22 protein-coding genes are annotated in these 23,173 nt (G+C 65.8%); 15 read left to right on the top strand and 7 right to left on the bottom strand.

Going from position 1 to position 23,173, the window contains the following annotated elements:
- Positions 1-82: 82 nt before the first annotated feature.
- The 3 genes from GTP77_RS10425 to GTP77_RS10435 all read right to left on the bottom strand — a co-directional run bounded on the left by GTP77_RS10425 (position 83) and on the right by GTP77_RS10435 (position 2,071).
- Positions 83-661, bottom strand: coding sequence for a DinB family protein (locus GTP77_RS10425; protein WP_161072100.1), 579 nt, complete (start codon positions 659-661; stop codon positions 83-85).
- A gap of 1 nt (position 662) precedes the next feature.
- Complete coding sequence (locus GTP77_RS10430) at positions 663-1,367, bottom strand: hypothetical protein (RefSeq protein ID WP_371869345.1); 705 nt, start codon at positions 1,365-1,367, stop codon at positions 663-665.
- A gap of 134 nt (positions 1,368-1,501) precedes the next feature.
- Positions 1,502-2,071, bottom strand: a complete 570-nt coding sequence (locus GTP77_RS10435) for a DUF1439 domain-containing protein (protein WP_161072102.1) — start codon at positions 2,069-2,071, stop codon at positions 1,502-1,504.
- Positions 2,072-2,145: 74 nt separating this feature from the next.
- Between GTP77_RS10435 and GTP77_RS10440 the strand changes: the two genes are divergently transcribed.
- The 4 genes from GTP77_RS10440 (at position 2,146) to GTP77_RS10455 (ending at position 5,136) form a co-directional block, all read left to right on the top strand.
- Positions 2,146-2,868: a DUF72 domain-containing protein gene (locus GTP77_RS10440; protein ID WP_161072103.1), complete on the top strand. Its 723-nt coding sequence runs from the start codon at positions 2,146-2,148 to the stop codon at positions 2,866-2,868.
- A 92-nt stretch (positions 2,869-2,960) separates the two neighbouring features.
- A complete protein-coding gene (locus GTP77_RS10445) occupies positions 2,961-3,335 on the top strand; it encodes a GntR family transcriptional regulator (RefSeq protein WP_161072104.1) in 375 nt (124 codons plus the stop codon).
- The gene (locus GTP77_RS10450) at positions 3,332-4,189 is read left to right on the top strand and encodes an ABC transporter ATP-binding protein (protein WP_161072105.1); all 858 of its coding nucleotides are present in this window, start codon (positions 3,332-3,334) and stop codon (positions 4,187-4,189) included. The genes GTP77_RS10445 and GTP77_RS10450 overlap by 4 nt, the downstream gene beginning before the upstream one ends.
- On the top strand, positions 4,186-5,136 hold the full coding sequence (locus GTP77_RS10455) for a hypothetical protein (protein WP_161072106.1): 951 nt from the start codon (positions 4,186-4,188) through the stop codon (positions 5,134-5,136). Before GTP77_RS10450 ends, GTP77_RS10455 begins: the two co-directional genes overlap by 4 nt.
- A 75-nt stretch (positions 5,137-5,211) precedes the next feature.
- Here GTP77_RS10455 and GTP77_RS10460 read toward each other — a convergent pair whose 3' ends face one another.
- Complete coding sequence (locus GTP77_RS10460; RefSeq protein ID WP_161072107.1) at positions 5,212-5,964, bottom strand: AraC family transcriptional regulator; 753 nt, start codon at positions 5,962-5,964, stop codon at positions 5,212-5,214.
- Between the two features lie 112 nt (positions 5,965-6,076).
- Here GTP77_RS10460 and GTP77_RS10465 point away from each other — a divergent pair, with 112 nt between their 5' ends.
- From GTP77_RS10465 to GTP77_RS10490, 6 genes are all read left to right on the top strand, one after another.
- Positions 6,077-7,009, top strand: coding sequence for a 4-hydroxyproline epimerase (locus tag GTP77_RS10465; protein ID WP_161072202.1), 933 nt, complete (start codon positions 6,077-6,079; stop codon positions 7,007-7,009).
- Positions 7,006-8,139 (top strand): NAD(P)/FAD-dependent oxidoreductase, encoded by a 1,134-nt coding sequence (locus GTP77_RS10470; RefSeq protein ID WP_371869346.1) that lies wholly within the window; start codon positions 7,006-7,008, stop codon positions 8,137-8,139. Before GTP77_RS10465 ends, GTP77_RS10470 begins: the two co-directional genes overlap by 4 nt.
- Positions 8,132-8,407 (top strand): (2Fe-2S)-binding protein, encoded by a 276-nt coding sequence (locus GTP77_RS10475; protein WP_161072109.1) that lies wholly within the window; start codon positions 8,132-8,134, stop codon positions 8,405-8,407. Before GTP77_RS10470 ends, GTP77_RS10475 begins: the two co-directional genes overlap by 8 nt.
- Entirely contained in the window at positions 8,404-9,669 is a 1,266-nt protein-coding gene (locus tag GTP77_RS10480; RefSeq protein WP_161072110.1) for an FAD-dependent oxidoreductase, read from the top strand. The genes GTP77_RS10475 and GTP77_RS10480 overlap by 4 nt, the downstream gene beginning before the upstream one ends.
- A 15-nt stretch (positions 9,670-9,684) precedes the next feature.
- Positions 9,685-10,596, top strand: coding sequence for a dihydrodipicolinate synthase family protein (locus tag GTP77_RS10485; RefSeq protein WP_161072111.1), 912 nt, complete (start codon positions 9,685-9,687; stop codon positions 10,594-10,596).
- Positions 10,597-10,753: 157 nt separating this feature from the next.
- Complete coding sequence (locus GTP77_RS10490; RefSeq protein ID WP_229202148.1) at positions 10,754-12,436, top strand: PQQ-dependent sugar dehydrogenase; 1,683 nt, start codon at positions 10,754-10,756, stop codon at positions 12,434-12,436.
- A 1-nt stretch (position 12,437) separates the two neighbouring features.
- Here the strand turns inward: GTP77_RS10490 and GTP77_RS10495 are convergent, their stop codons facing one another.
- Together GTP77_RS10495 and GTP77_RS10500 are read right to left on the bottom strand one after the other, a co-directional pair.
- On the bottom strand, positions 12,438-14,363 hold the full coding sequence (locus GTP77_RS10495; protein WP_161072113.1) for a methyl-accepting chemotaxis protein: 1,926 nt from the start codon (positions 14,361-14,363) through the stop codon (positions 12,438-12,440).
- A 92-nt stretch (positions 14,364-14,455) separates the two neighbouring features.
- On the bottom strand, positions 14,456-15,367 hold the full coding sequence (locus GTP77_RS10500; RefSeq protein ID WP_161072114.1) for a LysR family transcriptional regulator: 912 nt from the start codon (positions 15,365-15,367) through the stop codon (positions 14,456-14,458).
- Positions 15,368-15,492: 125 nt separating this feature from the next.
- Between GTP77_RS10500 and gcl the strand changes: the two genes are divergently transcribed.
- From gcl to pyk, 5 genes are all read left to right on the top strand, one after another.
- Positions 15,493-17,235 carry a glyoxylate carboligase gene (gene gcl / locus GTP77_RS10505; RefSeq protein ID WP_161072115.1) on the top strand — a complete coding sequence of 581 codons (1,743 nt, stop codon included), beginning with the start codon at positions 15,493-15,495 and terminating at the stop codon, positions 17,233-17,235.
- Positions 17,236-17,245: 10 nt separating this feature from the next.
- Positions 17,246-18,025, top strand: coding sequence for a hydroxypyruvate isomerase (gene hyi / locus GTP77_RS10510; RefSeq protein WP_161072116.1), 780 nt, complete (start codon positions 17,246-17,248; stop codon positions 18,023-18,025).
- A 25-nt stretch (positions 18,026-18,050) separates the two neighbouring features.
- Positions 18,051-18,938 carry a 2-hydroxy-3-oxopropionate reductase gene (locus GTP77_RS10515; protein WP_161072117.1) on the top strand — a complete coding sequence of 296 codons (888 nt, stop codon included), beginning with the start codon at positions 18,051-18,053 and terminating at the stop codon, positions 18,936-18,938.
- 110 nt (positions 18,939-19,048) lie between these two features.
- Positions 19,049-20,317 (top strand): glycerate kinase type-2 family protein, encoded by a 1,269-nt coding sequence (locus tag GTP77_RS10520; RefSeq protein WP_161072118.1) that lies wholly within the window; start codon positions 19,049-19,051, stop codon positions 20,315-20,317.
- Positions 20,318-20,329: 12 nt separating this feature from the next.
- Complete coding sequence (gene pyk, locus GTP77_RS10525; RefSeq protein ID WP_161072119.1) at positions 20,330-21,751, top strand: pyruvate kinase; 1,422 nt, start codon at positions 20,330-20,332, stop codon at positions 21,749-21,751.
- A gap of 90 nt (positions 21,752-21,841) precedes the next feature.
- Here the strand turns inward: pyk and guaD are convergent, their stop codons facing one another.
- Entirely contained in the window at positions 21,842-23,155 is a 1,314-nt protein-coding gene (gene guaD, locus GTP77_RS10530; RefSeq protein ID WP_161072120.1) for a guanine deaminase, read from the bottom strand.
- Between the last annotated feature and the right edge of the window lie 18 nt (positions 23,156-23,173).

A 23,173-nucleotide genomic window follows, 5' to 3' on the forward strand; every position in this document is an offset into this window, starting at 1 on the left:
CACAGGCCGCAATGACCGGCCCCGATCCGGGGAGCGGTCGAATGCGGTAATGGTGATGCTCATGGCCAGTCTCCTCGGGGGATCAGCCCCATATCATTTTTTCGGTCCAGCCCAGCTCAGCAAAGTCCTGTGCGCGCTCGTCCGCTTCGCCGGCGCTGAAGAACTCGTCGAGCTGCGGCGGCGCCACGTGCGTGCCGGACAGCATGGCGTGCACCTGGCCGCGATGGTGGGTCTGGTGCTGGAACACATGCGCCAGCAGGCGGTAGCGTTTGTCGCGTTGAATCGAGCCTGTGCGCATGATGGTCACCACGCGGCCCAGCTCATCATCCTTGAGCTGCCGGCAGTACTCAATCAGGCGCCGGTCCGCGTCCTTCTGCGCGGCGCGCAATTCGGCGCAAGTGCCGCAAGGCTCGTCGCGCTCAAAGAAACTCAGGTAGTTCGGATGCGGCTCCGCGCCGCGCATCTCCCGTTCCAGCGCATCGATGTAAAACCAGTCCACGGTGAGGATGTGGTTCAGCGTTGCCTTGATCGACGGAAAAAAGCTGGTGCGCCTGGCCTCGAATTCCTCCTGGCTCAATTGCGCGCAGGCTTTCAGCAGGCGGTGATTGGCCCAGGCGTTGTTGTACGCCTCGGTCAGCAGATGGTGGGACAGCGTCGCCACGTCATCTCTCCGTGCCGGTGGCGTAGCCGGACTTCAGGCGGCGGATCATGTCGGCGTTCAGTTCGCGGTTGTGGCGGCTCCAGCGCTGCATGACGCGCTCCAGTTCGGGGCGCAGCATGGTGGCCATCGACGTGTCGCCGACCGACATGGCCCAGATGGCGTATTCGGCGCGCACATTGAAGCTGCCGAAGCGCTTCAGCGCGTCTTCGAAGGCGGCTTTGGCTTCGTCCTTGCGGCCGCTGGCGCCCAGCGCCTGCGCCCGCAGCAGCGCCACTTCTTCGGCGCGGAAGCCGCTATCGGTCCGGGCGATGAATTCGAGGTGGGCGATGGCTTCGGCTACCCGGCCGCAGGCCAGGTTGGCGCGCGCGGCGCCACGGCGGATTTCCAGGTCGTTGCCGAAGGCGCCGGACAGGCAGGCGTCATACGTGGCGGCGGCGTCCGACGCGGCGCCCGCCTCAAGCTGGGCCTGCGCCAGGCGCATCTGGTTCTGCGCGGTGGGCGTGTATTCGAAGGCGGCGCGCGCTTCGCGCAGTTCGCGGCCGGGATCGAGCGTGCGCGCCGCTGCGGCAACGGCCCTGCGCGCGCCGTGCTCAAGCCGCGAATTGGGCAGGTAGATGGCGAGGAAGTAGACCACGCTGCCCAGCAGCGGGAAAGAGAACAGCACAAACAGCCAGTACATCTGCTGCCCGGAGCGGACGGCGTGCACGGCGAAATACAGAGCGATCAGTACGTGGATTCCAACACCAATAAACGGCATAGCAAAACCTCGGTGAACAAAAGGCTGCATTATGGCTGCAACTGGCGGGCCGAATGTACGCGCTTTGTCACAGCCCCGCTTCTTTATTTAACCGGTTCCAGCATCACCACCAAAGAACCCGGCGTGGTGCGGATGCCGGTGGCCACAAACTGCACGCCTGCGTAGCGCAGGTCTTCCGGCTTGAAGCTGTACAGCGGCACGTCACGTATCAGCTTGTCGGCCAGGATGTTGCCCGCGCCGGTGATCTGGCGCTGCTGCGACTCGGCCATGCCGTCGATGGCGAAACGGTCCACCTGCGCGTCGCTGAGGAAAACCGCGTTGCGCACATTATCCACCACCAGCCTTCCGGACAGCGCAATGTTGCCGCGCCACGTCTGCCGCACCAGTATCGGCGATACGCTCAGCTCGGCCGACAACGCCACGCGGTCGTTCTGCCCCACGCTGCTCAGTTGGGGATTGCTGAGCTGGACGTCAAACACGCCCAGTACGCGGTGGTGCACGGGGAAGCGCTGGCCCAGGTTTTTCTGCAGCCGCTCCAGCGGCAATTCAAACTGGCGCGGGCCTATCATGCCGGCGCAGGAAGCCAGCAGGCCGGCTGCCAGGGAGGCGGCCAGCACGGCGAGCAGGCGGCGGCGTTGCGGATGTAATGTCATTGCTTGTCCTGTAAAGCGGGCGACATGCTGCGCCCGGGTGCCGTAGAGTGTATTTCATCTACGGCGGAGGCGCTATGGCATTGGCACGAATCGGATGCGCGGGCTGGTCCATACCCAAGGCTGCGGGCGCCGCCTTCCCCGGCGAGGGCAGCCATTTACAGCGCTATGCCGCCGTGCTGAACGCCGCCGAAATCAACTCGTCGTTCTACCGCCCGCACCAGCCGCAGACCTATGAACGCTGGGCCGCCAGCGTGCCGGACAGCTTCCGCTTCGCCGTCAAGGCGCCCAAGCGCATGACGCACGAGCTGCGCCTGCAAGACTGCGCCGAAGCCATGCGGCAGTTCGCCGCCGAAACAACCGGCCTGGGAGAAAAGCTGGGCTGCGTGCTGGTGCAGTTGCCGCCCAGCCTCCAGCTCGACGCAGCCACCGCAACCGGCTTCTTCGCACTGGTCCGGGAAAATTTCGGCTGCATGATCGCGTGCGAAGCGCGCCACCCAAGCTGGTTCGGCGACGAGGCCACGGCCCTGCTGCAGGCCGCGCAAGTGACCCGCGTGATCGCCGATCCGCCCAAGGGCCAGCCCGGGCCGCACGTGGCCACCACCGGCGCCACCTATGCGCGCCTGCACGGCAGCCCGCGCATCTACTACTCGTCCTACGAAGACAGTTTCCTGGACCAGGCCGCCGCCAGCCTGGCCGGCCGCGTGGGCGACGGCCGTGACGCGTGGTGCATCTTCGACAACACCGCCTCCGGCGCCGCCGCCGCCAACGCCGTCGCCCTGCTGCAACGCCTGTCCTGAAGCCATGCAAAAAAAACACTTGCGGCGCGCAAATCTAGTGTTATAGTTCACTACAACACCACTTCATCACATCACCTACGGAGGACGCATGTATGTGGAATGACAACGCGCCGATCTATCGCCAGCTCAAGGAGCGGGTGCTCGGCATGATGCTGGACGGCTTGCTCAAGCCGGGCGACGCCCTGCCCTCAGTACGGCAGATCGCCGCCGATTACCAATTGAATCCAATTACCGTATCCAAGGCCTACCAGGAACTGGTGGACGAGAGCCTGGTTGAAAAGCGAAGGGGGTTAGGCATGTACGTTACCGAAGGCGCGCACGAAAAACTGCTGGCAACCGAACGCGACCGCTTTGTCCGCGAGGAATGGCCCGCCATGGTGGAGCGCATCCGCCGCCTGGGGCTGGACCTGGAGCAGCTGCTGCGCGCCGCCGCCCAGCCGGGCACGCCGCCGGGAGCATCGGCATGAGCGCCTTGATCACCGCGCGCAACCTGAGCAAGCGCTATGGAAAAAAACTGGCGCTGGACCAGGCCAGCTTCGAGATCCAGCCGGGCCGCATCATCGGCCTGATCGGTCCCAACGGCTCGGGCAAGACCACCACGCTGAAAGCCATCCTCGGCCTGACCCGGTATGAAGGCGAACTGTCCGTGCTGGGCATGAATCCGAACACGCAGCGCGACGCGCTGATGAACGAGGTGTGCTTCATCGCCGACGTGGCCATCCTGCCGCGCTGGCTGAAGGTGAAGGACGCCATCGACTTCGTGGAAGGCGTGCACCCGCGCTTCAACCGCGCCAAGGCGGAGCGCTACCTGGCGCACACCAAGCTGGAGCCGGAGATGAAGGTCAAGGCCATGTCCAAGGGCATGATCGTGCAGCTGCACCTGGCGCTGGTGATGGCCATCGACGCCAAGCTGCTGGTGCTGGACGAGCCCACGCTGGGCCTGGACATCCTGTACCGCAAGCAGTTCTACCAGAATCTGCTGGAGGACTACTTCGACGAGAACAAGACCATCATCATCACCACGCACCAGATCGAAGAAGTGGAAAACATCCTGACCGACCTGATGTTCATCCGCGACGGCAAGATCACGCTGGCGGCGTCGATGGAGGAAATCGGCGACCGCTACACGGAGGTGATGGTGGAGCCGCAGTACATCACCGCCGCCACCGCGCTGGCGCCGATGACGCAGCGCAGCGTGTTCGGCAAGGCCGTGATGCTGTTCGACGGCGCCTCGCGCACGCAGCTTGAAAAATTCGGCGAGATCCGCACCCCGAGCGTCGCGGACCTGTTTGTCGCCACCATGAAAGGGAGCTACGAATGAAAACGATGAAATGGCTGATCAAGCGCGAACTGTGGGAACACAAGGGCATGGTGCTGTGGGCGCCGGCCGTGGTGGCGGGCCTGATCGCGCTGATGACGCTGGGCGGCCTGCTCATGGGCCGCAACGTGAGCTTCGGCGGCGAAGGCGGCGGCAAATTGAGCGTGGAGCTGGGCGGCCAGGCGCGCGACACGGTGGTGGCCATGATCGCCGAGTTCTACACGCTGGCCGCGATGCCGATACTGGTGATGCTGGGCTTCCTGGTGTTCTTCTATTGCCTCGGTGCCCTGCACGATGACCGCCGCGACCGCAGCCTGCTGTTCTGGAAATCGCTGCCGGTGTCGGACCTGACGACGGTGCTGTCCAAGGTGGCCCTGGCGCTGGTGGTGCTGCCGCTGGTGGCGGCGCTGGCCGGCATCATCCTGTCGCTGGCCATTGTGCTGATGGCAGGCGCCAGCATGGCGCTGCATGGGCTGAACATGTTTGGTCCGGTCGTGTCGTCGGCCAGCTTCTACCTGTCGCCGCTGCGCCTTCTGGGCCTGCTGCCGGTGTACATGCTGTGGGCGCTGCCGACCGTCGGCTGGCTGCTGCTGGTGTCGAGCTGGGCGCGTTCGAAGGTATTCCTGTGGGCCGTGGGCGCACCGCTGGTCACTGCGGCGCTGATCGCGTGGACCAACAAGATCTTCGCACTGGGCATGCCGCAGGGCTGGTTCATGGAGCACATCGTCAGCCGCATCCTGCTGGGCGTGGCGCCGGGTTCGTGGTTCATGTTCAGCAAGGTCAATCCGCAAACCCTGGTGCGCGAAGGCGAAAACCATATCCAGGCGGCGGACCTGTTCTCGGCCTCGTGGGGCACGCTGGGCAATCCGGCGCTGTGGGTGGGCGTGGCGGCCGGCGTGGCCATGATCGCCGGCGCCGTGTGGCTGCGACGCTGGCGCGAGGAAGGCTGAGGCACTGGCGGGTTACGCTGCGCTAACCCGCCCTACGCAATGCCGAACGATATTGGCGGAACTGCGTAGGGCGGGTTAGGCGCCAGCCGTAACCCGCCGGTACTGAGTCGGCGTCACGCCCACGGTGGCGCGGAACTGCCGGGTGAAAGCGCTATGGTCTCCATAGCCGCAAGCCAGGGCAATCTCCGCCACGCTGCCCTCCCCGGCCAGCATGCGCGATGCCGCGTCCAGCCGGGTCTTGATAATCACCTGGCGCGGCGTGAGCTGGTAAATGCGCAGGAAATACCGCTCCAGCTGCGCCACCGACATATTCGCGGTGCGCGCCAGCTCCGGCAGCGGCAAGGGCTGGTCATAGCGCTCCTGTATCAGCCGCGCCGCCGCCGCCACCTTGTGGTAGGCCGAATTCTTCCTGTCCTCCATCGCCAGATCGCGTGAAATGCCGGTCAGGCCCACGATGGCGCCGGACGCGTCGCGCAAGGCCGTCTTGCGCGTCAGGCACCAGCCTGGATCCCGGTTCGGATACAGGTGCAGCTCCAGCTGGTCCGCGATCTCGGCGCCGCCCGCCAGCACCGCCTCGTCCTGCGCCAGATAGTTCTGGCCGAACGGCCGCGCAAACACTTCTGCCGACGTCCGGCCCAGCAGCGCATCCTTGTGCTTCAAGCCGCAGCGCTTCACCAGGGTCTGGTTCACCACCACGTAGCGTCCTTGCGCGTCCTTGACAAAGAACACCACGTCTGGCAGCGCGTCGAACAGCGGCTCGGCAAAGAACACGTCGGCGATATGCGCGCCCAGAGCCAGGCGGGCGCCCCCTTTTTTCGCAGTAGCCATGGCCGCATTCTCGCACGGCGCGCCTGCGCCGCGCAGCGATTGTGCCGATTTCGTCATCTTTGATGCGCAACGCCTGCAAGACGGCTGGCTGGCGAAAGCCTATCATTTCAGCATGAAAACCATCTCCATTATCGACTCCCACACGGGCGGCGAACCCACCCGCCTGGTCACCGCCGGCGGGCCGGAACTCGGCAGCGGGCCTTTGCATGAGCGCCTGGAACTGCTGCGCCGCGAACACGACAATTTCCGCTCCGCCGTGGTGTGCGAGCCGCGCGGATCGGACGTGCTGGTGGGCGCGCTGCTGTGCGAGCCGCACGCGGCCGATTGTGCAGCAGGCGTCATCTTCTTCAACAACGTGGGCTACCTCGGCATGTGCGGCCACGGCACCATAGGCCTGGTGGCGACGCTGGCCTACATGGGCCGCATCGGCGTGGGCGTGCACCGTATCGATACGCCTGTGGGAGTGGTGGAGGCGGAACTGCATGCGGACGGCAGCGTCACCGTGCAAAACGTGGCGGCCTGCCGCGCGCAGCACGCGGTGACGGTGCAGGTGCCCGGCCACGGCAGCGTGACCGGGGACGTGGCCTGGGGCGGCAACTGGTTCTTCCTGGTGGCGGACCACGGGCTGGAACTGCAGGTGTCCAACGCGGGCGCGCTGACGGCGTTCACGTCCGCCGTGCGCCAGGCACTGGTTGCGGCCGGCGTGACCGGCGACGGCGGCGCGGAGATCGACCATATTGAGCTGTTCGCCGCCTCGCGCAACGGCGCGGACAGCCAGAACTTCGTGCTCTGCCCCGGAAACGCCTATGACCGCTCGCCTTGCGGCACCGGCACCAGCGCCAAGCTGGCCTGCCTGGCGGCCGACGGCAAGCTGGCCGAAGGCGCCATCTGGCGGCAGGAAAGCATCGTCGGCAGCGTGTTCGAAGGCTCGTACCGCCTCGCCGGCGGCAAGCTGATACCGAGCATACGCGGCCAGGCCTGGGTGAACTCGCAGGCCACGCTGATACTCGATCCGTCGGACCCGCTGGTATGGGGCATACGGTGACATCTCCCTCTCCCGACGTGCTGATTATCGGCGGCGGCATCATAGGCGCCGCCTGTGCCGACGCCCTGTCCGCGCGCGGCTTGCGCGTGACCGTGGTGGAGCAGGACGTGGTGGGCTCCGGCGCCACGGCGGCGGGCATGGGACACCTCGTGGTCATGGACGACAACGAAGCGGAACTGGCGCTGTCCGCATGGTCGCTGGAGCTGTGGCGCGAGTTCGTGGCCGAGCATCCGGAACGGCACGAATACAGCCGGTGCGGCACCATCTGGGTGGCCGCTGACGACGAAGAAATGGCCGCAGCGCGCGTCAAGGCAAAGACCTTGACGGCGCATGGCCTTTCCTGCGCCATGCTGGACGCGGTCAGCCTGTACGAGCGGGAACCGCAGTTGCGGCCCGGCCTCGCAGGCGGCCTGCTGGTCAACGGCGACGGCCTGGTGTATCCGCCCAAGAGCGCGCGCCTGCTGATGGACCGCGCCGTGGCGCGCGGCGCGGCGCTTGTGAACGGCAGCGTCCACCACGTCAATGCAGACGGCAGCGTGGTTTTGGCGGACGGAACCCGTTTGCATCCCGGCCGCGTGCTGGTTGCGGCAGGTTCGCGCTCCGCCGCGCTGGTGCCGGAACTGCCGGTGCAGCCGAAGAAAGGCCACGTAGCCATCACTGACCGCTATCCCGGCTTTATCCGGCACCAGCTGGTGGAACTCGGCTACATCAAGAGCGCCCACGCGGCCAGCGGCGACTCGGTGGCCTTCAACCTGCAGCCCCGCCCCACGGGCCAGATCCTGATCGGTTCCTCGCGCCAGTTCGGCACCACCGATCCCGCAGTGGAACACGCCATGATGGCGCGCATGCTGCGTCACGCAGCAACCTTCACACCTGCGCTGGCCAATATGAACGTGCTGCGCTGCTGGACCGGCTTGCGCGCGGCGAGCCCGGACGGCCTGCCCATTATCGGCCCCCACCCGGCCCGCGCCGGCCTGTGGCTGGCTACCGGCCATGAAGGCTTGGGCATCACCACCTCGCTGGCCACGGCCCAGTTGGTGGCGGCGCAGATGTGCGGCGAAGCGGCAGCGATTCCGCACATGCCCTATCTACCCAGCCGCTTTTCGCAGATGAGGCATGCCCATGGCTGAGCCGATTTCCCTCACCATCGACGGGCAGAAGACAGAGGCGCCGGCGGGCGCCACCGTCATCGCCGCCATCGCCATGGCCGCCAATGTGCATGCGCCGGCCGTTACGCGCCGCTCCGTCAGCGGCATGCTGCGCGGGCCTTTGTGCGGCATGGGCGTGTGCCATGAATGCCGCGTCACCATCAATGGCCGCCAGCACCAGCTCTCCTGCCAGACGCTGTGCGAACCCGGCATGGTGGTGGAAACAGCACTCGCCCGGAGCGCCGCATGAAACAGCTGTTCGACGTCCTCATTATCGGCGCCGGCCCGGCAGGCCTGGCGGCGGCCCATGCGGCGGCCATGCATGCGCCCGATGCGGCCATCTGCATCGTGGACGACAATCCGCTGAGCGGCGGCCAGATCTGGCGCGGCGGCGCGGACAAGCAGCGGGACTACCGCGCCCGCAAGCTGTCGCGCGAGCTGCTGGCCGCTCCCAACGTGACCTTCATGTCCCAGTCCCGCGTGCTGTACGCGCCCGGGCCGGGCCAGTTGCTGGTGCAGTCGCCCGGCGGCGCAGCCACGCTGTGCTACCAGCGCCTGATCCTCGCCACCGGCGCACGCGAACTGCTGCTGCCCTTCCCCGGCTGGACACTGCCGGGCGTAACCGGCGCTGGCGGACTGCAGGCATTGGCCAAGGGCGGCTATCCCTTGGCGGGCAAGCGCGTCGTGGTCGCAGGCTCCGGTCCGCTGCTGCTGGCGGTTGCCGCAACGCTGGTAAAGCAAGGCGCCCACGTGGAAGCCATTGTCGAGCAGGCGCCCTTGTTCCGCCTGGCGCGCTTTGCGGCTGGGCTGCTGGCCACGCCGTCCAAGATCGCCCAGGCGCTGCGGCTGAAAGGCCGCCTGAGCGGCGTCCCCTACTACTACGACAGCTATGTCAGCTCCGCCGCAGGCGACGGCGGCCTGCAAAGCGTAAAGCTGATGTGCCGCGAAGGCACGTCCATGACCATCGCCTGCGACTACCTCGCCTGCGGCTACGGCCTCGTTCCGAGCCCGGAACTGGCCATGGCGCTGGGCTGCGATGCCGGCCCTGCCACGCAGGCCGCGACGGTGGACGAATACCAGCAAACCAGCATGCCCGGCATCTACTGCGCCGGCGAAGGAACCGGAGCGGGCGGCGTGGACAAGGCGCTGGCGGAAGGCCGCATCGCCGGCCTGGCCGCCATCGGCCGCGAAGACCTGGCCCGGCGCCACTTCCGCCGCCGAGCGCGCTGGCAAGCCTTTGCGCAGCGCCTCGCGCGCGCCTTCGCCCTGCGCCCCGAGATTGCGGCACTGGCGGACGACGCCACCATCGTTTGCCGCTGCGAGGACGTTTGTCACGGCGAACTGCGCCAGCACGGCAGCTGGCGCAGCGCCAAGCTGCATAAGCGCTGCGGCATGGGTCCATGCCAGGGACGCATCTGCGGCAACGCCACCGCCACGCTGTACGGCTGGCGGCCCGATTCGGTACGCGTTCCGATCACACCGGCACGCGTCGATAGCATCATCCACTCATAACCTCAGGAGATCAGCATGAGCGCAGCAAAATGGCAGGGCATATTCCCGGCAGTGACCACCAAATTCCACGCCAACGAGGAGCTGGACCACGCCGAGATGGAAAAGCATTTCGAGTTCCAGATCCAGAACGGCGTGCACGGCATGGTCACCTGCGGCTCGCTGGGTGAAGCCAGCACGCTGTCGCTGGAGGAAAAGCTGGCCGTGGCGAAAACCGCCGTGAAGGTATCCAACGGCCGCGTGCCGGTGCTGGCCAATGTGTCCGAAACCCGCACCACCAACGCCATCCGCTACGTGGAGCAGGCGCGCGAACTGGGTGTGGACGGCTTCATGGTCATGCCTTCGGTGCTGTACGCGGCAGACGCGCGCGAAGCGAAGGACAACCTGCGCACCATCGCCACTGCCGCCAAGCTGCCCATCATGGTCTACAACAACCCTGTGGCCTACAAGGTGGACCTGACGCCGGAAGACTTCCAGGAACTGGCGGACTGCGAGCACATCGTCGCCATCAAGGAATCGACCGACAATATCCGCCGCATCACCGACCTGCGCAACGCCGTGGGCACGCGCTACCAGCTGTTCATGGGCGTGGACGACCTGTCCTTTGAAGGCCTCGCCGTGGGCGCGGACGGCCTGCTGGCCGGCCTGGTGGTGGCCTTCCCGGCCGAAACCGTGGCGCTGTACAAATTGATGAAGGCCAAGCGCTACGACGAAGCGCTGGCGCTGTATCAGTGGTTCATGCCGCTGCTGCACCTGGACGTCTCCACCAAGCTGGTACAAAACCTGAAGCTGGTGGAAGCGCTGGTCGGCGTGGGCAACGAGATGGTGCGCCGTCCGCGCCAGCCGCTGCAAGGCTCCGAACGCGCCAAGGTCACCGCCATCGTGCAGCAGGCGCTAGCCACGCGTCCGGACCTGAGCCGCCTGTTCTGAGCGCGGCCCCAGGCTTTTAATCATATTATTGACTAAAGAAAGCCGGGAGATAGGCGAGACAACTGAACTGTGAAATGATGTTTGCCCATACCGTAACGGAGCCAGGCAAGCCATGCATTCACACACCACAACCAGACTCGCCTTCTCTGTCCTCGGCATGGCACTGGCAACAGCCGCCCATGCCGCAGGCCCCAGCGCTGCCGACGGCAAGCGTATTTTCCAGAACAACTGCGCCATGTGCCACACCGCGTCGCCCGACATGGCCACGCTGGCCGGGCCGCCGCTGTTCAATGTGGTGGGACGCAAGGCCGCAGGCGTGCCGGGGTTTGCCTATTCCAATGCCCTGTCCGCCCTGGGCGCGAAAGGCGGCCACTGGACCGCGCGGGAATTGGACCTGTTCCTGAATGACCCCGCCGCTTACGTCCCCGGCACCACCATGCCCGTCGCCGTGGCGCAGCCGGATGACCGCCGCGCGCTGCTGGCCTATCTCGCTTCCGCGAAGGGCAAGGCGGTAGCGGCAAAGGCTGCGCCGGCAGCCTCAGCGCCGCCCCAGGCGGCAGCCGCCGCCGGGGAGGAACACTGGAGCGACGACAAGCCCGGACGCATGCACGAAGTGCGCGTGGCCGACCTGCCGCCGCCATTTGCCAGCGCCAGCGCCGGCAACAGTCCCCGCAACGTTCCCCGTCCCGAAGGCGCGCTGCCGTCGGTGCCTGAGAATTTCAGCGCCAGCCTGTGGGCCACCGATCCGGACCGGGGCCGCGTGATGGCGAAGGCGCCTAACGGCGATATCTTCATTTCCTCGACCACCAAGCGACTCATCAAGGTATTCCGTTCGTCGACCGGAGAAAAGGCGGACACGGTGACCGTGTTCGCGTCCAAGCTGGACCGCCCTTTCGGCTTCGCCTTCTGGCCCGTGGGACCGAATCCGCGATACCTGTACGTGGCTAACGTGAACTCCATCGTGCGCTTCCCCTACCGCAACGGCGACCTTGTGGCCAGCGGCGAGCCGGAAGTAGTGGTGCCTACCCTGACCGCGGAAACCGGCAGCCATTCGTCGCGCACCCTGGTGTTCTCGGCCGACAGCAAGACCATGTACCTGTCCATCGGCTCGGCCTCGAATGTGGCCGAAGGCATAGGCGCCACGCCGCCGGAGCCGCTGGCGCAATGGGAAGCCAAGCACGGGTTGGGCGCCGCCTGGGGTACGGAGCTCGACCGCGCGCTGGTGCTGGCGTTCGACGCGGACGGCAAGAACAAGCGCACCCACGCCACCGGCTTGCGCAACTGCGTGGGCATGTATCTGTATCCGCGCACCGGCGAACTGCTGTGCAGCGTGAACGAGCGCGATATGCTGGGTGATAACCTGCCGCCGGACTATCTGACGCGCGTAAAGGGCGGCGCCCACTACGGCTGGCCGTGGCACTACATCGGCGGCCACGAGGAACCGCGCCTGCAAGGACAGCGGCCCGACTTGAAAGCCAAAGTCACCGCGCCCGACCTGCTGCTCACCGCGCATTCCGCGCCGCTCGGCATGGTGATGTACCAGGCTCCGGCCGCAGCCCGCGCGGCCTTCCCTGCCGCCTACGACGGCGACCTGTTCCTCGCCCTGCATGGATCGTGGAACCGCGCCACGCGTACGGGCTCGAAAGTCGTGCGCGTGCTCATGAAGAACGGCGTGCCCACCGGGCAGTACCAGGACTTCATGACGGGATTTGTCATCAGCGACAAGGAAGTGTGGGGACGGCCGTCGTCCGTGATGGTACAGAACGACGGCTCGCTGCTGGTGGACGACGACGTGACGGGCGAGATCTGGCGGGTAGCTCCCAAGTCCGCGCCGAAATAAGCTAGCGCAGCGCCAGCGCGCTGCTCGGAGCCCCCCCGTGCGAGCGCGTGGCGCTGGCTTCGTCCAGCTTGAAGATGCCCACCACCTGATCCAGCATCGCCGCCTGCTCCTGCAGCGACTGCGCGGCGGCGGCGGCCTGCTCGACCAGCGCGGCGTTCTGCTGCGTGGCGTCGTCCATCTGGATAATGGACTGGTTGACCTGGCCGATGCCGTCGCTCTGTTCGTGGCTGGCCGACGTGATCTCCACCATCAGCGTGGCGACGTGCTGCACCGACGCCACGATCTCGGTCATGGCGGCGCCCGCCGTGTCGGCCAGCTTGCCGCCCGCCTCCACCTTGGCCACCGAATCAACGATCAGCTCCTTGATCTCCTTGGCCGCAGCGGCCGAGCGCTGCGCCAGGTTGCGCACTTCGGACGCCACCACCGCAAACCCGCGCCCCTGCTCGCCCGCGCGCGCCGCTTCCACCGCCGCGTTCAAGGCCAGGATATTGGTCTGGAAGGCGATGCCGTCGATAACGCCGATAATGTCCGACATCTTGCGCGAGCTGGCCGTAATCTCGCCCATCATGTCCACCACCTGCGTCACGACCGTGCCGCCCTTGACCGCAGCGGACGTGGTGGCCGACACCAGCTTGTTGGCCTCCTCCGCGTTGGCGGTGTTCTGCTTGACGGTGGACGTGAGCTGCTCCATCGCGGCGGCGGTTTCCTCCAGGTTGGACGCCTGGTGCTCGGTGCGCGCGGACAGGTCGAAATTGCCGGTGGCGATTTCGCTCGAAGCAGTGCTGATCAGCTGCGTGCTGTCGCGCACCTTGAGGATGGTGCCGTTCAGCGACGACACGAAGCGGTTGAACGCCGACGCCAGCGCGCCGATTTCGTCCTCCGACTCCACCGGCATGCGGCGGCTCAAGTCGCCGTCGCCGCTGGCGATATCGCCCAGCATTTCGGCGGCGCGCATCACCGGCGCGGCGATGGCCCGGGCGATCAGGTAGATGGCGAACAGGCCTATGCCGCCGCCCACCAGCGCCGCAATCAGCGAGGAAATGGTGGCCGAGCGCACAATATTGCCCAATACTTCATGTTCCGGCACTTCCGCCAGCACGTACAGGTTCAGCTCCGGAATGAAGGAGGACGCCACAAACTGCGTGCCTTCCGCGCTCTTGTAGGTGGCGTGCGCAAACTTCTCGCCGTTCAGCAGCGTCTTGCTCAGCTCCGGCGTGAAGCCCGGCACGTCCTTCAGCAGATGCTTGCCGTCCCCCAGCGCGGGATTGCGGTGCACCACCACCGTGCCGTTCGCGCGCACCAGGTAGACAAAGCCGGACTTGCCCAGCTTGTAGGCGCGCACGGCCTGCGCCAGCGAATTCACGCTCAGTCCCAGGCCCGCCACACCCAGCTTGCCGCCGCCCGTCTGCACGCGGATGTTGATGAACAACATATAGCTGTCGGCGCTGACGTCCTTGTCCAGGTCCAGCGTGTAGGCCTTGCCGCTGTTGAGGAAGTCGTAGAACCACTGGTCGCTGGCCTTGTCCTTGCCCAGCGTGCGGTCATAGCCCTTGTCGGTGAAATACTTGCCGGTGCCGTGCGACACCCAGAACACCGTGGCCGCCTGGTTCTTTGCCTTCAGCTGCGCGGCCTCCTTTTGCCAACCCGCCACGCCCTCGTCCGGCGCGCCCGCCTCCTCCCAGCCATGCAGGAAGGTGTTGTTGGCCAGCGTCAGCGACACCGACAGCGGCTGCGCAATCTGGCGCTGGATGTCGTTGCGGATTTCGCCGATCTGCGCGGGCAGCTCCTGCTCCACCACGCGCTCCCGGCTGTTCTTGCTGCTCATGACGATGCTGAGCGTGGACGAGATGATAATGAACAGCAGCAGGCATAGCCCCATGCTCAGCATCAGTTTATTTTTGATCGACAGCCGGCGCAGCAAAAGCATAAGAACTCCCCAAAAGGTATTGTGGATGCCGTCTGGCGCGGCACTCTGTCGCAGTGTACCCATAAGCGGAACACGGCCGGAACTATTTTCCCTTATCTGTTGCGCGTCCAATACCCAGGTTGCGCATATACCTCTTTTAACTCATCTATAAAGAAACGTATCTTGGCAGGCAGGTGCCTTTGCTGTAGATAGACGGCCATGATGTCGTAGTCCGGCAGGGCGAAATCGTCCAGCACCGTGATCAGGCTGCCCTCGGCCAGCTGCGCCTGGATCTCCCAGGTGGAGCGCCACGCCAGCCCCAGGCCCTCGCACGCCCAGCGGTGCAGCAGTTCGCCGTCGTTGCAATCCAGGTTGCCCTGCACCCGTATCGTCACCGGCTTGCCGCCCTGCTGGAAATACCAGCCGCGCTGCTGGCCGCCCTGCAGGTTGAAGGCCAGGCAGTTGTGGTGCGCCAGGTCGTCCAGCGTGCGCGGAATGCCATGGCGGTCGAAATAATCCGGCGTGCCGCAGACCACGCGGCGGTTCTTGGCCAGCTTCACCGCCACGAAACTCGGATCGATCACGCCGCCGATGCGAATGCCCAGGTCATAGCCCTCGCGCACCAGGTCTATCACCTGGTCGGTCAGGTTGAAGGACACCTGCACTTCCGGGTTGGCCGCCAAAAACGCCGGCGCATGCGGCGCCACGTGCTGGCGGCCGAACGACGCCGGCGCGGACACGATCAGGTGGCCCGTGGCCTTGTGCCGTCCCTCCGAAATATTCCGCTCCGCCACCTCGAAATCAGACAGCAGCTTGCGGCAGTCGTCGAGGAAGACATTGCCCTGTTCCGTGAGCGTGAGATGGCGCGTGGTGCGGTGCATCAGCTTCACGCCCAGGCGCTTTTCCAGCGCGTCTATGCGCCGCCCCAGCATCACCGGCGTGATGTTCTGCACCAGCGCCGCGCGCGCCAGGCTGCCCTTCTCCACCACCGCCACGAAGGCTTCGATTTGTTTGAGTTTATCCATGAATTCATTATTCCATACTCAGGGTATCGAATAAACCGATATTTTGTTGTCTTATCAAGCGCATGGATCGCCTATAGCATACAAAACATCAACAACGGTATTGCACATAACTCGAGGAGAACACCATGGCAAAGATGACGGCAGCCGAAGCGGCGGTCCATGTCCTGCAAAAAGAAGGCATCACGGTCGCATTCGGCGTGCCCGGCGCGGCCATCAATCCGCTGTATGCGGCGCTGAAGAAGAACGGCAGCATCAAGCACATCCTGGGCCGCCACGTGGAAGGCGCCTCGCACATGGCTGAAGGATACACCCGCGCCGCAGCCGGCAATATCGGCGTCTGCATCGGCACCTCCGGCCCTGCCGGCACCGACATGATCACCGGCCTGTACTCGGCCCAGGCGGACTCGATTCCCATCCTGTGCATCACCGGCCAGGCGCCGCGCGCCCGCCTGCACAAGGAAGACTTCCAGGCCGTGGACATTTCCTCCATCGCCAAGCCAGTCACCAAGATGGCCACCACCGTGCTGGAACCGGCCCAGGTGCCGCGCGTATTCCAGCAAGCCTTCCACCTGATGCGCTCCGGCCGTCCAGGTCCTGTGCTGATCGACTTGCCCTTCGACGTGATGATGGCGCAGATTGAATTCGATCCCGAAACCTACACCCCGATGGAAGTGTACAAACCGCGCGCCTCCCGCGCCCAGGTTGAAAAAGCGCTGGGCATGCTGAACGACGCGGACAAGCCTCTGATCACCGCCGGCGGCGGCATCATCAACGCCAACGCGTCCGCGCTGCTGCAGGAGTTCGCCGAAATCATCAACGTGCCGGTGATCCCGACGCTGATGGGCTGGGGCACCATCCCCGACGACCACCCGCTGATGGCGGGCATGGCCGGCTTGCAGACCTCGCACCGCTACGGCAACGCCACCGTGCTGGCCTCCGACTTCATGATAGGCATCGGCAACCGCTGGGCCAACCGCCACACCGGCTCGGTGGACGTGTTCACCGCCGACCGCACCTTCGTCCACGTGGACATCGAACCGACCCAGATCGGCCGCGTGTTCGGCCCGGACCTGGGCATCGTCTCCGACGCGGGCTACGCGCTGGAACTGTTCGTGGAAGTGGCCAAGGAGTGGAAGGCGGCGGGCAAGCTGAAAGACCGCACCGGCTGGGTACACCAATGCCAGGAACGCAAGCGCACCATGCTGCGCAAGACCCACTACGACGAAGTGCCGGTCAAGCCGCTGCGCGTGTACGAGGAAATGAACAACTACTTCGGCCGCAACACGCGCTACGTGTCCGCCATCGGCCTGTCGCAGATCGCCGCCGCGCAGTTCCTGCACGTGTACCAGCCGCGCAACTGGATCAACTGCGGCCAGGCAGGCCCGCTGGGCTGGACCATCCCCGCCGCGCTGGGCGTGCGCGCCGCCGATCCGACCACCGACATCGTGGCCATCTCGGGCGACTACGACTTCCAGTTCCTGATCGAAGAACTGGCCGTGGGCGCGCAGTTCAAGCTGCCCTACATCCACGTGCTGGTGAATAACAGCTACCTGGGCCTGATCCGCCAGTCGCAGCGCGGCTTCGACATGGACTTCTGCGTGCAGCTGGCCTTCGAAAACGTGAACGCGCCGGAACTGAACGGCTACGGCGTGGACCACGTGGCCGTGGTGGAAGGCCTGGGCTGCAAGGCCATCCGCGTGCACAAGCCGGACGACATCATCCCCGCGTTCGAAAAAGCGCGGGAACTGATGGCGCAGTTCAGCGTGCCGGTGGTGGTGGAGATCATCCTGGAACGCGTGACCAATATCGCCATGGGCACTGAGATCAACGCCATCAATGAATTCAACGACATCCTGGATGTCGCGTAAGGAGCACAACATGCCTAAATTCGCCGCCAACCTGACCATGCTGTTCAACGAGCTGCATTTCCTGGACCGCTTCGGCGCCGCCTCGCGCGCCGGCTTCAAGGGCGTGGAGTTCCTGTTCCCCTACGACTTCGAGGCGGACCAGCTGGCCGAAAAGCTGCACCAGTACCAGCTCGAGATGGTGCTGCACAACCTGCCGGCCGGCCAGTGGGCGGCGGGCGAACGCGGCATCGCCTGCCTGCCGGACCGCGTGGGCGAGTTCGAGCAGGGCGTGGAGAACGCGCTGCGCTACGCCAAGGTGCTCGGCACGCGGCGCATCAACTGCCTGGTGGGCATCCTGCCATCCAACGTGGAGCGCGCCAAGGCGCAGGACACGCTGGTGCGCAACCTGAAGTTCGCGGCCGCCGCGCTGAAGAAGGCCGGCATTCCGCTGCTGATCGAGCCTATCAACACCTTCGATATTCCGGGCTTCTTCCTGTCGGGCACCCGCCAGGGCCTGGAACTGATCGAAGCCGTGGGCTCGGACAACCTGTTCCTGCAGTACGACATCTACCACATGCAGCGCATGGAGGGCGAACTGGCCAACACCATCAAGGCCAACCAGTCCGTCATCAAGCATATCCAGCTGGCCGACAATCCGGGCCGCTTCGAGCCAGGCACCGGCGAGATCAACTACCGCTACCTGCTGAACTACCTGGACCAGATCGGCTACGACGGCTGGGTGGGCTGCGAATACAAGCCGCAAAACGGCACGGAAGAAGGCCTGGGCTGGATCCAGAAGCTGGCAGCATAACTACTAACTATCAAGGAGAATCAACATGGCAAACCTCGGATTCATCGGCCTGGGCATCATGGGCGCCCCTATGGCGGGCCATCTGCAAGCCGGCGGCCACAAGCTCTATCTGCACGACATCAAAAACCCGCCCGCCAACCTGATCGACGGCGGCGCCACCGTGTGCACCTCGGCCGCCGAAGTGGCCAAGCGCGCCGACATCATCTTCCTGATGGTGCCGGACACCCCGCACGTGGAAGAAGCGCTGTTCGCCGACAACGGCGTGGCCGCTGGCCTCACGGCAGGCAAGATCGTGGTCGACATGAGCTCCATCTCGCCCATCGCCACCAAGGAATTCGCCAAGAAGATCAACAAGAAAAGCTGCGCCTACCTGGACGCTCCGGTGTCGGGCGGCGAAGTGGGTGCCAAGGCGGCGTCCCTGACCATCATGGTCGGCGGCCCTGCCGAGGCCTTCGACACCGTCAAGCCGCTGTTCGAAATGATGGGCAAGAACATCACCCTGGTCGGCGGCAACGGCGACGGCCAGACCACCAAGGTGGCCAACCAGATCATCGTGGCGCTGAACATCCAGGCCGTGGCCGAAGCGCTGCTGTTCGCCTCCAAGGCCGGCGCGGACCCGGCCAAGGTGCGCGAAGCGCTGATGGGCGGCTTTGCCTCGTCGCGCATCTTGGAAGTGCACGGCGAACGCATGGTCAAGCGCGCATTCAACCCGGGCTTCCGCATCCAGCTGCACCAGAAAGACCTGAACCTGGCGCTGCAAGGGGCCAAGCAGCTGGGCGTATCGCTGCCCAACACCGCCAACACCCAGGAACTGATGAACGCCTGCGCCGCCAACGGCCTGTCCGGCCTCGACCACTCCGCGCTGTGCCAGGCCATCGAGCTGATGTCCAACCACAAGATAGCGCAGGGTTGACGCAACGCCATCGACGTCACGGTTGCGTAAAGCATCGTAGGGCGGGTTAGGCCGCAGGCCGTAACCCGCCGGCTCCACCGTTTCAGCATCAACGAAGAAAGAACCCCATCATGTCCGTCCCAGACCCTCGCCAGTTCTTGCTCAACCTGTACAACGCAGCCATCAGCGCCGTCCACCCGCGCACGCTGCTGTCCGAATTCCTGCCCCAGCCTCCCGCCAACGGCAAAACCCTCGTCATCGGCGCAGGCAAAGGCGCGGCAGCGATGGCGGAAGCGGTCGAACGCAACTGGAACGGCCCCTTATCCGGCCTGGTGGTCACCCGCTACGGCCACGGCGCCAAGACCGAACATATCGAAGTCGTGGAAGCCTCCCACCCCGTCCCCGACGAAGCCGGCCAAAAAGCCGCCGCGCGCATGCTGGACATGGTGCAAGACCTCACCGAAAACGACCTGGTGCTCTGCCTGATCTCCGGCGGCGGCTCCGCCCTGCTCGCCCTGCCCGCAGAAGGCATCACGCTGGCCGAAAAACAGGCCCTGAACAAAGCCCTGCTGCGCAGCGGCGCCGCCATCGGCGAAATGAACTGCGTGCGCAAGCACCTCTCCGCCATCAAGGGCGGCCGCCTGGCGCTGGCCTGCGGCAAGGCGCGCGTGGTCACCCTGCTGATCTCCGACGTGCCCGGCGACGACCCGCGCGTGATCGCCAGCGGCCCCACGCTGCCCGACGCCACCACCAGCGCCCAGGCCCTCGCCATCCTGCGCAAATACAAGATCGACATTCCGCAAAGCGTGCACGCCCATCTGGAATCGCCCGCCAGCGAAACGCCCAAGCCGGGCGACGCCCGCTTCGAGCGCAATAGCCACCACGTCATCGCCACCGCGCAGGACGCGCTGGAAGCAGCCGCCGACAAAGCCCGCGACGCCGGCATCACGCCCTACATCCTGTCCGACGGCATAGAAGGCGAAGCGCGCGACATCGGCCTGATGCATGCCGCGCTGGCGCGCCAGGTCATCGCGCGCGGCCAGCCGTTCGAGCGGCCCTGCGTCATCCTCTCCGGCGGCGAAACCACGGTCACGGTGCGCGGCAACGGGCGCGGCGGCCGCAACGTCGAATTCCTGCTCAGCCTCGCCCTGGCGCTGGAGGGGGCGTCCGGCGTGCACGCCATCGCCTGCGACACCGACGGCATCGACGGCTCGGAAGACAACGCCGGCGCCCTCTACGCGCCCACCACGCTGGCCCGCGCCGAAGCCCTGGGCGTGAGCGGCAAGGCGCACCTGGCCAACAACGACGGCTACAGCTTCTTCAGCGCGCTGGATGACCTGGTGGTGAGCGGCCCGACCCGCACCAACGTCAACGACTTCCGCGCCATCCTCATCCTTTGAAAGAGACCAACCATGCGCCGTGAACGCAAAGCCAAAATAGTGGCCACCCTGGGGCCAGCCAGCTCCGAACGCAGCACCATCCAGGCGCTGTTCGAAGCGGGCGCCGACGTCTTCCGCTTCAACTTCAGCCACGGCAGCCACGCCGACCACCAGCGCCGCCACGCCCTCGTGCGTGAAATTGAAAAAGACCTCGGCCGCCCCATCGCCATCCTGGCCGACCTGCAGGGCCCCAAGCTGCGCATCGGCCAGTTCAGCGGCGGCAAGGTGAACGTGAGCGCCGGCGCCGAATTCGTGCTGGACCAGAATCCGGACCAGGGCGACGCCACGCGCGTCTGCCTGCCCCACCCCGAACTGTTCGCCGCCGTCACGGCCGGCCAATCGCTGCTGCTGGACGACGGCAAGATCCGCCTGGAAGTGCTGGCCAGCAGCGACACCGCCATCCGCACGCGCGTGGTCAACAGCGGCGTGCTGTCCGACCGCAAAGGCGTCAACGTGCCGGACGCCGTGCTGCCCATCCCCGCGCTCACCACCAAGGACAGGCAAGACCTCGAATTCGCGCTCGACCTGGGCGTGGACTGGATCGCCCTGTCCTTCGTGCAGCGGCCGGAAGACGTGAAGGAAGCGCAAGCCATCGTGAACGGGCGCGCAGGCGTGCTGTCCAAGCTGGAAAAGCCGGCCGCGCTGGACCGGCTTGAAGAAATCGTCGCCGCATCGGACGCCGTGATGGTGGCGCGCGGAGACCTCGGCGTGGAACTGCCGCCCGAGCGCGTTCCCGGCGTGCAGAAGCGCATCGTGCGCATGTGCCGCAAGCACGGCAAGCCGGTGGTGGTCGCCACGCAGATGCTCGAATCCATGATCAGCGCGCCGGTGCCAACGCGGGCCGAAGCCTCCGACGTGGCCAACGCCGTGTATGAAGGCGCGGACGCGGTCATGCTCTCGGCCGAATCGGCCAGCGGCGCCTACCCTGTGCAGGCGGTCGCCCTCATGCACCGCATCATCTCCGAAGTGGAACGCGACCCCTACTACCAGGCCCTGATCGACGCCCAGCACGAAGCGCCGCTGCCCAACAAGGGCGATGCCATCTGCGCCGCGCTGCGCGACGTTACGCAAATCATCGGCGTGGTGGCGACGGTGACCTACACCACGTCCGGCCACAGCAGCCTGCGCGCCGCGCGCGAACGGCCGGCGGCGCCCATCGTCAGCATCACACCTAACCGCGACACGGCGCGCCGCCTGGCGCTGGCCTGGGGCGTGCACAGCACGGTCAGCCCCGACGTCCACAGCGTGGACGAGATGGTAGCGGCAGCCTGCCGCATCGCCCTGCGCGAAGGTTTCGTCAAACCAGGCGACCAGATCGCCATCGCCGCCGGCACCCCGTTCGGCCAGCCCGGCACCACCAACCTCCTCCGCCTCGCCGAAATCTGGCCGCAATAGCCTTTCCGCACACCAAAAAGCACCAAAAAGGGGTCAGGGTTAATTATTTAATTAACCCTGACCCCTTTTTTTGGGTTGCTGCAATGGCGCCTATTCGCCGCGCTGGTGGACTTGCTTGCCGGCTGCGTAGGTGGCGCTGATGGCGCGGTCGTCGCCCAGCATGGCCAGCGCGAACAGCAGTTCTTCGAGGCTGTCGGTGCGCGTGGTGCGGCGTTCGAGCAGCGGCGTGGCTTTCGGGTCGAGCACGATGAAGTCGGCTTCTGCGCCAGGCGCGAAATTGCCTACCGTGCCTTCGAGCTGCATGCTGCGCGCGCCGCCCAGCGTGGCGAGGTAGAACATGCGCAGCGCGGGCATGTAGGTGCCGCCCATGCGCGCAACCTTGTAGGTTTCGTTCATTGTCTGCAGCATGGAGAAGGAGGTGCCGGCGCCCACGTCGGTGGCCAGCGACAGCGCCACCTGCGCTTTATCCGCGCCGGCAAAGTCGAACAGGCCGCTGCCCAGGAACAGGTTGGATGTGGCGCACATTGATACGGCCGCGCCGGTGGCGGCCATGCGCGCGCGGTCTTCGTTGTCGAGCCAGATGCAGTGCGCGTACATTGAGCGCGGACGCAGCATGCCGTATTGGTCGTACACGTCGAGGTAGCTGCGCGCTTTCGGGAACAGGGACTGCACCCAGGCCACTTCGTCGGTGTTTTCGGCGACGTGGGTCTGCACGTAGGTGTCCGGGTAGGCTTGCGCCAGTTCGCCCGCCAGCTGCAGCTGCGCTTCGGTCGACGTGGGGGCGAAGCGCGGCGTGATGGCGTACATATTGCGGCCCTTGTTGTGCCAGCGCTTGATCAGTTCTTCGCTGTCGCGCGCGCCGCTTTCCGCGGTGTCCTGCAGGAAGCCGGGGCAGTTCCGGTCCATCATCACTTTGCCCGCCGCCATGCGCAGGTTGCGCTGCTCGCTGGCGCCGAAGAAGGCATCCACCGATTCGGGGTGCACGGTGCAATAGACCATGGCGGTGGTGGTGCCGCAGCGCAGCAGCTCGCCGAGGAAGAAGTCGGCCACGCTGCGCGCATGCTCGGGGTCCTCAAAGCGGCGCTCGGTCGGGAAGGTGTAGCTGTCCAGCCACGGCAATAGCCCCGGCGCGGGCGAGGCGATCATGTCGGTCTGCGGGTAGTGGATGTGTGTGTCGATAAAGCCGGGCATGATGATCTTGCCGCGATAGTCGCGCACCAGGGCGCCTTCCGGCAGCGTGGACTTCAGTTTGTCGTAGTCGCCTGCGGTTTTGACGCGGCCGTCCTCCAGCACCAGCAGGCCGTCTTCGTGCCAGTGGTGGGCCTGCTCGCTAAGCGCGGGGTCGGCCGTGAAGTGCAGGATGCTGGCGCGGAAGGCCTTTAGTGTCGTCTCGTTTTTGTTCATGATTGCGTAGTAGTTAAA

The sequence above is a fragment of the Pseudoduganella aquatica genome (assembly GCF_009857595.1).
Classification (GTDB): domain Bacteria; phylum Pseudomonadota; class Gammaproteobacteria; order Burkholderiales; family Burkholderiaceae_D; genus Rugamonas; species Rugamonas aquatica_A.